The organism is Streptomyces sp. NPDC002784 (genome assembly GCF_053592135.1).
On the sequence record NZ_JBSFVD010000009.1, the window covers coordinates 122,433 to 135,822 of the forward strand.

Below are 13,390 nucleotides of genomic sequence, written 5' to 3' on the forward strand. Positions count from 1 at the left end.
GCGGGGCGCCGGAGGAGCCTGGGGCATCAAGTCCCGTACCGGAACTCAAGGGTTTGAGTTCCCGTACGCGTGAAGGGACCCGGTGCTGTTTACTCGAGGCCGATCTTCTCGCAGGCCGCCTTGTACTTGGCGGTGCAGATCTCGGCGACGGTGTAGACGCCGTCCTTGACGACGGTGTCCTTGATGTTCTCCTTGGTCAGCGAGGTGACGTCGACCAGGACGGCCGGGATGCCCTGGTTGGTGGGGCTGTCGACCTTGTCCTTGGCGATCGAGTCGAGCGACTTGCCCTGGGCGAGCGCGACGGCCATCTCGGCGGCGGCGTCGGCCTCGGGGGCGTACGGCTTGTAGACGCTCATGTACTGCTCACCGGAGACGATGCGCTGCACACCCGCGAGCTCGGCGTCCTGACCGGTCACCGGGACGTCGTCGATGCCGGCGGCCTTGAGGGCGGTGATGATGCCGCCGGCCATGCCGTCATTGGCGGAGTAGACGCCGATGATCTTGTCCTTGCCGATCGCCGAGATCGCGCCCTCCATGTTGGCGTTGGCGTTCTCCGGCTTCCACTCCTTGGTGTCGTACTCCTTGCCGATGTTCACCTTGCCGTCGAGGACGGAGTGCGCGCCCTCCTTGAACTGGGCGGCGTTCGGGTCCGTGGAGGAACCGTTCATCATGACGATCTGGCCGTCCTTGGCCTTGTCGCCAAGGGCCTCCAGGAGGGCCTCGCCCTGGGTCTTGCCGACCGTCACGTTGTCGAAGGACGTGTAGGCGTCGATCGGGCCCTGCGCCAGGCGGTCGTAGGCGACGACCGGGATGTTCGCGTCCTTGGCCTTCTGCACCGAGCTCTTGATGGCCGCGGCGTCGACCGCGTCCAGGATGATCACGTCCACCTTGTTGGTGATCATCGACTCGACCTGCTGGGCCTGCTGGCTCGCGTCCTGCTTGGCGTTGGCGTAGACGACCTCGCCCTTGCCGTTCGTCAGCTCGCCGATCTTCTTCTCGATGAGCGGACGGTCGAACTTCTCGTAGCGGGCGGTCTGGTTCTCCGGAAGGAGGAGACCGACCTTGATGTCGTCGCCCTTCGCGGCGGCCGACTTGGTGGAGTCACTGTCGCCCGCTTCGTCGGCGCTGCCACAGGCGGCCAGCGAGACGGCCATTGCACCTGCGGCAACGGCGACGGCGGCACGACGCATACGCGTGTTCACTCTAGAAACCTCCCTGACGAGGCCGCGTCGTTGCGGCCGAGGTGGCTGGAAGTCAACTCGGCCACGCGTGCGACGTCAAGAAGTAAATCCTTAACGGGTTGGCAACGGTGCCATCCGTTCTCTAAGTGAAGGCGGGTGCCGCCGCGTGCAGGGTGCCGTCCAAAAGGGTCGAATCACCCATCTCGCTGAGGGCCAGGGCGAGTGCCCCGAGCACCTCCGCGCGGCCCCCAAGGGCCCCTGGAAGAACGGAGAGTTGACGTGCCGCGCTGGGGATCGCGTACCGGCTCACGGACTCCCTGATGGGGCCGAGAACCAGCTCGCCGGCCTCGGCGAGATCACCGCCCAGGACCACCCGGCTCGGGTTCAGGAGATTGCAGAGATTGGCCACTCCACTGCCGATGTGTCGGCCGACGTCGGCGATCACCCGACGGCAGCCCGGATCTCCGTCCCTGGCCAGCCGTACGACGCCCTCCATGGTGAGATCCGTGCCGTGACTGGACTGGAGGAGCGGCAGCACATAGCGGGCCGCCGCGAAGGTCTCCAGGCAGCCGCGGTTTCCACAGCGGCAGACCGGGCCGGACTCGTCAAGTGTAATATGTCCGATTTCTCCTGCCGTGCCGCCCGGACCGCGGTAGATCTTGCCGCTGATCACCAGGCCCGCGCCGACACCGCTCGCGACCTTGATGTACGCCAGGTCCCGGACCCCCCGGCCACTGCCCCAGACCAGTTCGCCGAGGGCGCCGAGGTTGGCGTCGTTGTCCACGTGCACCGGCACGCCGAGCCGGCCGCGCAGCTCCTCGGCGGGCTTGGTGCCGGTCCAGCCCGGCAGGATGGCGGTCGACCCGAGGGTCCCCGACTCCACGTCGATCGGCCCGGGCACGCCGAGGCCCACCCCCGCGACCTTCGACCGGTCCACCCCGGTCGCCGCGATCAGGCGGTTGACCAGCTCTTCGGCCCGGTCGAACCCCTGGGTCGAGGAGGCGTCCACGTCCAGCGGCTCGGACTCCTCGGCCAGCACCTGGTGGGCGAGGTTGCCGACCGCGACGCGCAGATGGGTGTGCCCGAAGTCGACCCCGATCACGATGCCGGCGTCCCCGCTCAGGGAGACGCTGCGGGCCCGGCGGCCGCCCGCCGACGTGGGCGTGACCTCGACGGTCCCGCCGTCCTTCAGCTCCCGGACGATATTGGATACCGTCGCCGCCGACAGACCCGTCGTCCTGGCGATCTCCGCCTGGGTGAGCGAACCCGCCAGCCGCACGGCCCGGACGACCCGCTCCAGGTTGGCTCGGTGCAGCGACGACTGCGACCCCGGAGTCTCCACGACGACCTCCTGCGCGCGGGACCGCTTCAGTGAGGCCCCGTCTATGTCCAACTAGTGAACTCTAAGCTGAGCCGTTCGGGTTGCCTCCCGTCAAGAGGTTGAACAACATCCGGGGTCCAGGGCACACCGGCACACGCCGCTCCCTGAGGCGGGAACGGCGTGCGCACGAGTGACTGCCGAGGGTTACTTCAAGGTCGCGGAGGTCAGTCCCGCCTGCACCTGACGCTGGAAGGACAGGTACACGACCAGCATGGGGATCATCGCGATGGTCACGCCCGCGAAGAGCACCGGAAGGTCGGAGGCGTACCCCTGCTGCTGCTGGAGCTGGATGAGCCCCTGGGTGAGCACATAGCGCTCGGGATCGTCACCGCTCTGCGGCTGCATCAGCACCGTCGGCAGGATGAACTGGTTCCACTGGCCGAGGGTGTTGAAGATGCCGACGCTGAGCAGTCCCGGCTTCGCCATCGGCAGCATGACCTGGAAGAAGGCCCGGGTGTGCGAGGCGCCGTCCAGGATCGCCGCCTCGAACACCGCGCCGGGCAGGGTCCGGAAGAAGGCGTGCATGAAGAAGACGGTGAACGGCATCGAGTAGGCGACGTACACCAGGATCAGGCCCTGGTAGGTGTTGAGCATGTCCAGCCGTTTGACCATGAAGAACAGCGGGACCAGCGCCAGGAACACCGGGAACATGGCGCCCGCGACGAAGAAGTAGTACAGGAACCGGTTGCCCCAGAACTGGTAACGGGCCAGCACGTACGCGGCCATGGAGCCGAGCAGCATGGTCAGCGGCACCGAGAAGACCAGCACGATGACCGTGTTGATGAAGTAGTCCCCGATGCCCTTGTCCCAGGCCCGGGAGAAGACGTCCAGGGACCAGTTCTCGGGCCAGCCGAAGGCCGAGGAGCCGATCTGCACGTCGGACTTGAAGGAACTGAGCACCAGCCACAGCAGCGGCAGCACGATCAGCAGCGCCCACAGGGCGAGGAAGCCGTGCGAGAAGACGTTCAGTACGACGCCTTCGCCGCGTTCGTCGCCGGGGCGTACCGGGGTCTTGTCCACGGGCCGCCCGGCGGGGGGCGCGGATTCCTTGATGGGTGCGCTCATGGGTCGTCGTCTCTCCCGCTCAGAACTCGATGCGCTCGCGGCGGGTGGCGCGCAGCGTGACCACGGACACGATCAGGGTGAGCAGCAGCATGATCACGCCCATGGCGCAGGCGTAGCCGCTCTTGCCGTACAGCAGGAAGTTCCGCATCATCACCGTCGCCATGACCTCGCTGTGGTGATCGGGGCCGCCGCCGTAGTCACCGGAGGTCATGGTGGTGACCAGGATGAACATGTCCATCGCGGCGATGCCGAGGTAGACCCAGGCGGTCTGCACGGAGTCCCACAGCAGCGGCAGGGTGATGCGGAAGAAGGTGTGGGCCCGTCCGGCGCCGTCGATCAGGGCGGCCTCGTAGATGTCCCGGGGGATGGACTGCATGGCGGCGGAGAACAGCACCAGATAGAAGCCGACGCCGTGCCAGACGACGACCGCCATCAGCGCCCACAGCACGATGTTCGGCTCGTTGAGCCACTCCACGGGGGTGTTCTCGTCGACCAGGCCGAGCTTGATCAGGGCGCCGTTGAGCATGCCGCCGCCGTCGCTGCGGTACACCGCGCCGAACAGCACGGCGAGGATCGCCAGCGACAGGACCTGCGGGAAGAAGTACACGACCTTGTAGAACCAGGAGCCGGCCACTCCCGAGACACCGCCGGCCCGCCCGCGCCCGCCCGCGTTCAGCATGAACGCGAAGAACAGGGCCAGCAGGATCGTGATCGCCGGGATGAAGATCAGGAACAGGATGTTGTGCCAGATCGCCCCCATGAAGATGTCGTCCTTGAACAACGCGGTGTAGTTGTCCAGGCCGACGAAGTCGAACGTCTGCGACTGCCCTTTCCAGTCGGTCAGCGAATAGCCGAACGTCTGGATGTACGGCCAGATCACGAAGATCAGATAGAGCGCCACGGGGAAGAACAGAAACCCCGCGACGAACCGGTGCTGCCCTTTACGCATACGCGTTTTCCTGCCCCTGAAGTCCCGTTCCGGGCCGGTGACGTCCGGCCCGGAACGTGGTCGGTCGAGCGGGATCAGTCCCGACGGTTGTTCTTGGAAGCCGGGTCCTTGGCCTGCTTGTCGACCGCGGCCTGCGCCCGCTTCAGCCACTCCTTGGGCTGGATCCGCTTCGCCATCAGCTCGTTGGAGGCGTTCTCGATGGCCGTGCCCATCTCGCTGTACCACTCCGTGTACAGGAACCGGAAGGTGTTGTCGCCGGCGGCCTTGGAGGCCTCCACCGTCGACTGGGTACCGGGGCGCAGCTGGACGCTGGAGTCGACGCCGTCCTTGAGGATCGTCAGCGAGTTCGCCTCCTTGGCGAACAGCGTCGACCACTCCTTGGAGAGCATCATCCGCATGAACTCCTTGGCCGCGGGCAGGTTCTTCGCCTTGGCCGGGATGATGAACGGCTCGCCGGAGCCGGCCCGGATCGCCTCGAACGGCAGCTTGCTGTCCGGCAGCAGCGGCATCGGCAGGAACTTCATGTCGAAGTCCTCCGGGGTCTGCTTGAGCTGCTCGTTCTCCAGCCAGGAACCGCTGGTGATGAAGACCGCCTTGTACTGGTTCCACCGGGTCTGCGACTCGGTGTGGGTCAGACCGTTCGTACCGGGCATCAAGTAGCCCTTTTCGACGATCTCGTAGACCGCCTCGACGGCGGCCGTCGCGGCGTCCGAGCCCACGAAGGCGTTGGGCTCCAGGTTGTCGATCGCCTTCATGGCCTCCAGACCGCCGGTCTTGGCGATCAGGTCCATGATGGCGACGTTGATGTAGTACGGGTACTTGCCCTGGTGGGCCAGGCCCCCGATGCCCTGGGACTTGGCGTCCTTGCAGATGGCGAGGAAGTCGTCCCAGGTCTTGGGCACCTCCCAGCCCTTCTCCTGGAAGAGCTTGCCGGAGTACCACAGGCCCCACACCGTGTAGATGTAGTTGAGCGCGACGACCTTGCCGCTCTGCATGCCCGCGTCCAGCGTGCCCGGGATCAGGGTGTCGCGGACCTTCTTGCCCGGGTCGTCGACCGACGGGGCGTCCAGGACCACGGCGAGGTCGAGGAGCTGGCCGTTCTTGTGCAGGACGTCGATCGGGATCTGCTGGGCGCCCGAGTCGTCCACGATGTCCGGCGGGTTGCCCGCGTTGAACCGCGGCTGGAGCTTGCCGGTGATCTCCTGGGTGCCGGTGTGGGTGGAGGTGACCCCCCACTTCTTCTCGAAGGACGCCTCCCACGCCTTGGCGTAGTCGTCGCCGTAGCCGCCCTTGAAGACGACGACGTCGAGCTTGCTGCCCTTCTTCACGCCGAAGGGGTTCGACTTGGAGGTCTTGCCCTCGGTGTCGGTGCCGGACTCGTCCTCGCCGCCGCCGCTCGCACAGGCGGACAGGAAGCTCATCGTGGGGACGGTGATCAGACCGAGTGCGGCGGACCGCTTGATCAGATCGCGGCGGTTTGTGCCCCCGGTGGTGCCGTTCGGGTCGGAAGTGGATCCCATGCTCAAGTCCTCGCCTTCTCCAGGACTCAGGCGGTGTACCGGATCCTCCGGGCACCGCGGTCAGGTCAAGCAGGGTCGTGCCGGAAGTACCGTGAATTGCCGACAGGTATAGTCCACTTCCCGCCAGCGGAGCAAGATCGAATGCAAGGTTGGCTGTCGGTCTTTTCCGAGTTGAGACCTCTCGGAAATATGAGCGGGCTGTGCCCCGCCCGACGGAAAAATCCCCGCCATCCCCCCCGAATGCCACAGTCAACACCCTTGACACCACAGGCGACTTGAGCCACTACTAATCCTTGCGCACCCATGTTGACAACGTTGTCCAGAGCGCAGGGAGAGTGCTTGCCGATGAGGCACAGACGTGGCACGGCGGTCGCGTGGACGACCGCCTTCGCTTTGGCGGTGGGCTCGCAGGGCGTGGCGGCCGCCCTGCCCGAGGCCCCCAGCGCCGACCGGGAGTTCAGCTCCTCGTTCGAGAGCGGCGACCCCGCCCCGGACTGGCTCAGCACGGTCGATGAGGCACCGGACGGATCGAAACGGGCCGCGGGCGTGGACGGTGGGTACAGCTCCGGCATTCCGGGCAATGTGACCGACCATGTCACGGACGTACGGGCCAGCGGCGAGAACACCGGCGGCGGGGAGGTCAAGGAGAACCTCGCCGACGGCGAGCCCAGCACCAAGTGGCTGGTCTTCCAGCCCACCGGATGGGCCGAGTTCGACCTGGACAAGCCGGTCAGATTGGCGAAATACGCGCTTACTTCGGCCAATGACTTCGCCGAGCGCGACCCGCGGGACTGGACCCTCAAGGGTTCCACCGACGGCACGAACTGGACGACCCTCGACACCCGCTCCGGGGAGAGCTTCGCCGAGCGATTCCAGACCAGGACGTACGACATCGCCGAGCCGGCCGAGTACCGGCACTTCCGGCTGGAGGTCACCCGCAACAACGGCGCCTCCGGGATACTCCAGCTCGCCGACGTCCAGTTCTCCACGGGCGGCGGTGACGGGCCGGTGCCCCAGGACATGCTCTCGCTGGTCGACCGGGGCCCCAGCGGCTCGCCGACGGCCAAGGCGGGCGCGGGCTTCACCGGCAAGCGGGCGCTGCGCTACGCGGGGCGGCACACGGCGGACGGGCGGGCGTACTCGTACAACAAGATCTTCGACGTGGACGTGGCGGTCGGCCGGGACACCCGGCTGTCGTACCGGATCTTCCCGTCGATGGCCGACGGCGATCTCGACTACGACGCCACCAACGTCTCCGTCGACCTCGCCTTCACCGACGGCACCTACCTCAGCGACCTGAACGCCACCGACCAGCACGGGTTCGCGCTCACCCCGCAGGGGCAGGGCGCCGCCAAGATCCTCTACGTCAACCAGTGGAACAACGTCGCCTCGCGGATCGGGTCCGTCGCGGCCGGCAAGACCGTGGACCGGATCCTGGTCGCCTACGACTCCCCCAAGGGCCCCGCGAAGTTCCGCGGCTGGCTGGACGACGTGACGCTGGGGAGCGTGCCGCGGGAGCGGCCCAAGGCGCATCTGTCGGACTACGCGGTGACGACCCGGGGCACGAACTCCAGCGGCGGGTTCTCGCGCGGCAACAACTTCCCGGCGACGGCCGTGCCGCACGGCTTCAACTTCTGGACGCCGGTGACCAACGCGGGCTCGCTGAGCTGGCTGTACGACTACGCGCGCGGGAACAACGCGGACAATCTGCCCACGATCCAGGCGTTCAGCGCCAGCCATGAGCCGAGCCCCTGGATGGGTGACCGGCAGACCTTCCAGGTGATGCCGTCCGCCGCCTCCGGCACCCCGGAGACCGGCCGGGAGGCCCGGGAGCTGGCCTTCCGGCACGAGAACGAGACGGCGCGGCCGTACTACTACGGCGTGCGGTTCGAGAACGGCCTGAAGGCGGAGATGACGCCGACCGACCACGCGGCCGTGCTGCGCTTCACCTACCCCGGCGACGACACGAGCGTCCTGTTCGACAACGTCACCGACCAGGCGGGCCTGACCCTCGACAAGGACAGCGGCACCTTCACCGGGTACTCCGACGTGAAGTCGGGCCTGTCGACCGGCGCCACGCGGCTGTTCGTATACGGCGAGTTCGACCGGCCGGTGACCGAGGGCGACTCCAGCGGCGTCAAGGGCTATCTGCGGTTCGACGCGGGCGCGGACCGGACCGTCACCCTGCGCCTGGCCACCTCCCTGATCAGCGTCGACCAGGCCAAGGCCAATCTGCGCCAGGAGGTCCCGGACGGCACCTCCTTCGACGCCGTCAAGCACCGCGCCCAGCGCCAGTGGGACCGCATCCTCGGCAAGGTCGAGGTCGAGGGCGCCACCCCGGACCAGCTGACCACGCTGTACTCCAGCCTGTACCGGCTGTACCTGTACCCCAACTCCGGTTTCGAGAAGGTCGGTTCGAAGTACCAGTACGCCTCGCCCTTCTCGCCGATGCCGAATCCGGACACCCCGACGCACACCGGGGCGAAGATCGTGGACGGCAAGGTGTACGTCAACAACGGCTTCTGGGACACCTACCGCACCACCTGGCCCGCGTACTCGCTGCTGACGCCCTCTCAGGCGGGCGAGATGGTCGACGGGTTCGTCCAGCAGTACAAGGACGGCGGCTGGACTTCGCGCTGGTCCTCGCCGGGGTACGCGGACCTGATGACCGGCACCTCCTCCGACGTGGCGTTCGCGGACGCCTACGTCAAGGGCGTCGGCTTCGACGCGAAGGCGGCGTACGACGCGGCCGTGAAGAACGCCACCGTCGTCCCGCCGTCCTCGGGCGTGGGCCGCAAGGGCATGGCGACCTCGCCGTTCCTCGGCTACACCAGCACCGACACCCACGAGGGCCTGTCCTGGGCGCTGGAGGGCTACCTCAACGACTACGGCATCGCGCGGATGGGCCAGGAGCTGTTCAAGAAGACCGGCGAGAAGCGCTACCGGGAGGAGTCGGAGTACTTCCTCGACCGGGCTCAGGACTATGTGAACCTCTTCGACGCCAAGGCCGGGTTCTTCCAGGGCCGGGACGCGAAGGGCGACTGGCGCGTCGACTCCTCGCAGTACGACCCGCGCGTATGGGGTCACGACTACACCGAGACCAACGGCTGGGGCTACGCCTTCACCGCCCCCCAGGACTCACGCGGCCTCGCCAACCTCTACGGCGGCCGGAACAAGCTCGCCGACAAGCTCGACGAGTACTTCTCCACCCCGGAGACCGCCTCCCCCGACTTCGTCGGCTCCTACGGCGGTGTCATCCACGAGATGACGGAGGCGCGGGACGTCCGGATGGGCATGTACGGGCACTCCAACCAGGTCGCCCACCACGCCATCTACATGTACGACGCGGCCGGGCAGCCGTGGAAGGCGCAGCGCAACGTCCGCGAGGTGCTCTCCCGCCTCTACACCGGCAGCGAGATCGGCCAGGGCTACCACGGTGACGAGGACAACGGCGAGCAGTCGGCGTGGTTCCTCTTCTCCGCGCTCGGCTTCTACCCGCTGGCGATGGGCAGCGGCGAATACGCGGTCGGCTCCCCGCTGTTCACCAAGGCGACCGTGCATCTGGAGAACGGTGCGGACCTCGTCGTCAAGGCGCCGCGGAACAGCGCCCGCAATGTCTACGTGCAGGGGCTGAAGGTCAACGGCAAGGCGTGGAACTCGACTTCGCTGCCGCACAAGCTGCTCGCCAAGGGCGGGGTGCTGGAGTTCGACATGGGCCCGCGGCCGTCCTCCTGGGGTACGGGCGAGCACGCGGCGCCCGTGTCGATCACGCGGGACGACAAGGTGCCGACGCCCCGGGCGGACGTGCTGAGGGGTGACGGCGCCCTGTTCGACAACACCTCGGCCACGCAGGCGACGGTGACCTCCGTGGACCTGCCGACGCCTCGGGCGGCCGAGGCCGTCCAGTACACGCTGACCTCCTCGGACCGGACCAAGGCGCCGACCGGCTGGACCCTCCAGGGCTCCTCGGACGGGACCGAGTGGACGACCCTGGACCGGCGTACCGGTGAGTCCTTCACCTGGGACCGGCAGACCCGGGCGTTCTCGGTGGGGTCACCGGGCACGTACGAGAAGTACCGCCTGGTGCTGGACGCCGAGGCGGCCGTGTCGGAGGTCGAACTCCTGGCGGGACAGCGTTAGTTGAGATGCAGGATCCGGGGGCGGTGTCGCGTGCGGCGCTGCCCCCGGGCCGTGAGCCGTGATACCTGCTGACAGATCGTGATCGCGGTGCTTATGATGCCGCCGATGAAGAACTTCTCCTCTGGTGGATTGGGGGAATCGTCCGCGTCCGGTGAGTGCTGATGGCATCTCACTTCACGCCCACGATTCCGACCCGCCTGTCGATGTGGCAGCGCGTACGCGAGTACGCCGTGCCACTGTCCATGATCGAGACTGCCACCGCGCGGCGTGCCGCCGGTGACTGGGCCGGGGCCTGCGCCGCCGCCCGGGTCGACGTCGATCTCGATCTGCGCGCCGTGCGCGACCGCCACGGCACCGAATTCGTCACCCGGCTGCGGGCGGATCTGCGTCGGCTGGCGCCGGATCTGCTCCGCTGGCACATGCCCCGGATCGCCCCCGACGGGCGGCTCCGGCCCGGCCTCACCCTGTCCCTGGCCAGCTATCCGGGTTACGGCGGGGCCCCGGCACATCTGGTGGTGCGGACGCCGCCGGCCTGGGCGGACGCCGGGCAGCGGATGTCGCTGGCGCTGTGGGAGGAGTCCGGGACCGGCGATCCCGAACACCATCCGCATCCGCACCCGGACCGACGTTTCCGCCTCGACCTGCACAGGCACCTCTGGGACGCGGAGCGCAGCGACGAGCTGGCGGAGCGCTGTGGGGTGGGGGTGAGGGCGGGGACGGGGTCGAGGTCGGGGGCGGGCTCATCTTCGGCCAGCGCGAGTTGGGGTGCCGGGGAGGGGCCCGACTCCGCGTCGATCACGGCGGGTTGGGCCACCACCGATGTGGCGCCCGACTCCTCCTGGGCCACGGCCCGTTGGGCCGCCGAGGCCGAGCTGTTGTTGCGGGCCGAGGGGCTTGCTCGCGGGGCGTTCACCGTGCGGCTCGGTACGCGCAGGCGGGCCGTGTTCGAACTCGTCGCACCCGACGACCGTCATGTTCCGACGATCCGGCCGGGGCGTCAGAAGCTCCCGTCGCAGGAGATCGCGGCGCTTCCGGTGCTGCCGGAGGCGGCCGCACGGGTCCTGCCGGATCAGGAGCTGCTGCGGGCCGGGCTGATCACGGCCGACCGGCTGCATCCGCTCGTCGCCGCCGCGCTGGCGTCGACGGCCCTGGCACCGGTGGCCCGCCCCGCCGGTGAAACCAGTGAACCCGGCGCACCCAGCGCACCCGGCGACCCGCATCGCGTGGAATGCCGGGGCCAAGTGCACCGGATCGCCTTGCGGGACGGGGCGCTGACGGCCGTCGACCACGACCCGGACGAACTGCGCCGGGAGGAGCTGCTGGTGGCGCTCGGCGGGCCCGCGTTGCCGTGTCTGCGGGCGATCGACGCGGTGCACCGCACCCCGGAGGCGCTGCCCGCGGTCCGGGAGCGGCTCGCCCACGGTGATGTCGCCGGGGCGCTGGCCGTGGTCGAGGGGCTGCTCGGTCCCGGTGCGCTGTTGCGCGACGGGCCGCTCCGCGAGGAGTTGGAGTCCGCCGCGGCCCGCCGCATCGAGCACGGGCTGTTCCGCTCGGGGCTGGTCGCCGTACACCCCGCCGCCGCCACTGCCGCGGCGGAACACCGGCCCCGTCTCGACCGGCGTACGCCGTCCGTCTGGCGCTCCAAGCGCAACAGCCCGGGCCGGCCCCGTACCGCCCTGCCCTTCTGACCGACGGCCTCACCCGTCCCCTTCCGCCTCTGACCGGACGACCTCACCCGTCCCTTTCCGCTTCTGACCGGACGACCACACCCGTCTCCCTCACCCACAGCATCAGCCCGCGCGGCGGTCCCCTTCTCTCCTTCTCTTCACACACCCAGGTGATATCCATGACTTCCAGCACCCTTGCGTCCACCGACAGCCAACTCGCCCTCGCCAACAACCTGTTGACGCTTCTGCGGACGACCACCACCGAACCCCGCCCCGACGAGCAGCTCGAAGCGCTCACCCTGGCCGTGGCCGCCGACCTTCCGGTGCTGCTCTGGGGCGAACCGGGCATCGGCAAGACCGCGGCCCTGACCCAGCTCGCCGCCTCCCTCGACCTGCCGCTGACCACCGTGATCGCCAGTGTCCACGAGCCGACCGACTTCTCCGGGCTGCCCATCGTGGGCGACGACCCCGCGGTGCAGGGCGTGCCGATGGCACCGCCGCAGTGGGCCGTGGAGCTGGTGCGGGCCGGGCGCGGACTGCTCTTCCTGGACGAACTGTCCACCGCCACCCCGGCCGTCCAGGCCGCCCTGCTCCGGGTCGTGCTGGAGCGGCGGGTCGGCACCCTGCGACTGCCGCCCGGGGTACGGATCGTGGCCGCCGCCAATCCGCGCGCCTCGGCGGCGGACGGATGGGAGCTGAGCCCGCCCCTGGCCAACCGGTTCGTGCATCTGTACTGGGTGCACGACCGGGACGTGGTGGTGCGCGGCCTCGGCGGGGTCTGGCCCCGGGCCGAACTGCCCCGGCTCGAACCGCAGCGGCTGCCGGAGGCGGTGGCCCTGGCCCGGCGCGCGGTGTGCGGGTTCCTCGCCGCGCGGCCGACGCTGATCCACCGGCTGCCCAGCTCCGAGACACGGCGCGGCGGAGCCTGGCCCTCGCCCCGGAGCTGGGAGACCGCGCTGACCCTGCTGGCCTTCGGCACGGCGGCCTCCGTCTCCCGGGAGGTGCTGGCGCTGCTGGTACGGGGCGCGGTGGGCGACGGACCCGGGCTGGAACTCCTCGCCCACCTGGACCGGATGGACCTGCCGGACCCGGAGCTGCTGCTGGCCGACCCGGCCCGTGCAGAGCTGCCCGAGCGCGGTGATCTCCGGCAGGCCGCACTGGAGGCGGTGGTGGCCGCCGTCGGGGCGCGGCCGGAGCGAAGGCGCTGGGAGGCGGGGTGGGCGGTCCTGGTCCGGGCCCTGGAGACCGGCGCCCCGGACCTGCTGGTCGCCCCGGCCAAGGCGCTGGCCGCGGTGCGGCGCGACGACTGGGAGGTGCCGGCGGCGGTGGAACGGCTCGCCGCGATCGTCGGCCTCGCCGCCGGTGCGGACCGGTCGGTGGAACGGGCCGAGGCCGCACTGGCGCGGGGGGTGCGCCGATGACGGGGGCCGTGCCGCGCCCGCGCGTGCTGCCGCGGCCGATGGCTCCGCCTCCGCCGCCGCGGCCGG

General features: G+C 69.1%; 8 protein-coding genes. 3 read left to right on the plus strand and 5 right to left on the minus strand.

All coding sequences use genetic code 11. From position 1 onward, the window contains the following. Positions 1-89: 89 nt before the first annotated feature. The 5 genes from ACWD1Z_RS18635 to ngcE form a co-directional block, all read right to left on the minus strand. Positions 90-1,190: a substrate-binding domain-containing protein gene (locus ACWD1Z_RS18635; protein ID WP_451120028.1), complete on the minus strand. Its 1,101-nt coding sequence runs from the start codon at positions 1,188-1,190 to the stop codon at positions 90-92. 133 nt (positions 1,191-1,323) lie between these two features. After that, a complete protein-coding gene (locus tag ACWD1Z_RS18640; protein WP_250071452.1) occupies positions 1,324-2,523 on the minus strand; it encodes an ROK family transcriptional regulator in 1,200 nt (399 codons plus the stop codon). Positions 2,524-2,706: 183 nt separating this feature from the next. Further along, positions 2,707-3,627 carry a carbohydrate ABC transporter permease gene (locus tag ACWD1Z_RS18645; RefSeq protein ID WP_451119883.1) on the minus strand — a complete coding sequence of 307 codons (921 nt, stop codon included), beginning with the start codon at positions 3,625-3,627 and terminating at the stop codon, positions 2,707-2,709. Positions 3,628-3,646: 19 nt separating this feature from the next. Further along, on the minus strand, positions 3,647-4,576 hold the full coding sequence (locus ACWD1Z_RS18650; RefSeq protein WP_451119885.1) for a carbohydrate ABC transporter permease: 930 nt from the start codon (positions 4,574-4,576) through the stop codon (positions 3,647-3,649). Between the two features lie 74 nt (positions 4,577-4,650). Beyond that, positions 4,651-6,096, minus strand: coding sequence for an N-acetylglucosamine/diacetylchitobiose ABC transporter substrate-binding protein (gene ngcE / locus ACWD1Z_RS18655; RefSeq protein ID WP_451119887.1), 1,446 nt, complete (start codon positions 6,094-6,096; stop codon positions 4,651-4,653). A 345-nt stretch (positions 6,097-6,441) separates the two neighbouring features. Between ngcE and ACWD1Z_RS18660 the strand changes: the two genes are divergently transcribed. The 3 genes from ACWD1Z_RS18660 to ACWD1Z_RS18670 all read left to right on the plus strand — a co-directional run bounded on the left by ACWD1Z_RS18660 (position 6,442) and on the right by ACWD1Z_RS18670 (position 13,324). Beyond that, entirely contained in the window at positions 6,442-10,236 is a 3,795-nt protein-coding gene (locus ACWD1Z_RS18660) for a GH92 family glycosyl hydrolase (RefSeq protein ID WP_451119889.1), read from the plus strand. Positions 10,237-10,397: 161 nt separating this feature from the next. Beyond that, positions 10,398-11,924 (plus strand): hypothetical protein, encoded by a 1,527-nt coding sequence (locus ACWD1Z_RS18665; protein ID WP_451119890.1) that lies wholly within the window; start codon positions 10,398-10,400, stop codon positions 11,922-11,924. Positions 11,925-12,082: 158 nt separating this feature from the next. Then, positions 12,083-13,324 carry an AAA family ATPase gene (locus ACWD1Z_RS18670; protein ID WP_451119892.1) on the plus strand — a complete coding sequence of 414 codons (1,242 nt, stop codon included), beginning with the start codon at positions 12,083-12,085 and terminating at the stop codon, positions 13,322-13,324. Positions 13,325-13,390 lie beyond the last annotated feature (66 nt).

What these genes read in the sequence shown, in the direction of transcription:
- ACWD1Z_RS18660 (WP_451119889.1), top strand. Translation starts at nt 6,442, where the DNA reads ATGAGGCACAGACGTGGCACGGCGGTCGCGTGGACGACCGCCTTCGCT.
- ngcE (WP_451119887.1), bottom strand. Translation starts at nt 6,096, where the DNA reads ATGGGATCCACTTCCGACCCGAACGGCACCACCGGGGGCACAAACCGC.
- ACWD1Z_RS18670 (WP_451119892.1), top strand. Translation starts at nt 12,083, where the DNA reads ATGACTTCCAGCACCCTTGCGTCCACCGACAGCCAACTCGCCCTCGCC.
- ACWD1Z_RS18650 (WP_451119885.1), bottom strand. Translation starts at nt 4,576, where the DNA reads ATGCGTAAAGGGCAGCACCGGTTCGTCGCGGGGTTTCTGTTCTTCCCC.
- ACWD1Z_RS18645 (WP_451119883.1), bottom strand. Translation starts at nt 3,627, where the DNA reads ATGAGCGCACCCATCAAGGAATCCGCGCCCCCCGCCGGGCGGCCCGTG.
- ACWD1Z_RS18665 (WP_451119890.1), top strand. Translation starts at nt 10,398, where the DNA reads ATGGCATCTCACTTCACGCCCACGATTCCGACCCGCCTGTCGATGTGG.
- ACWD1Z_RS18635 (WP_451120028.1), bottom strand. Translation starts at nt 1,190, where the DNA reads ATGCGTCGTGCCGCCGTCGCCGTTGCCGCAGGTGCAATGGCCGTCTCG.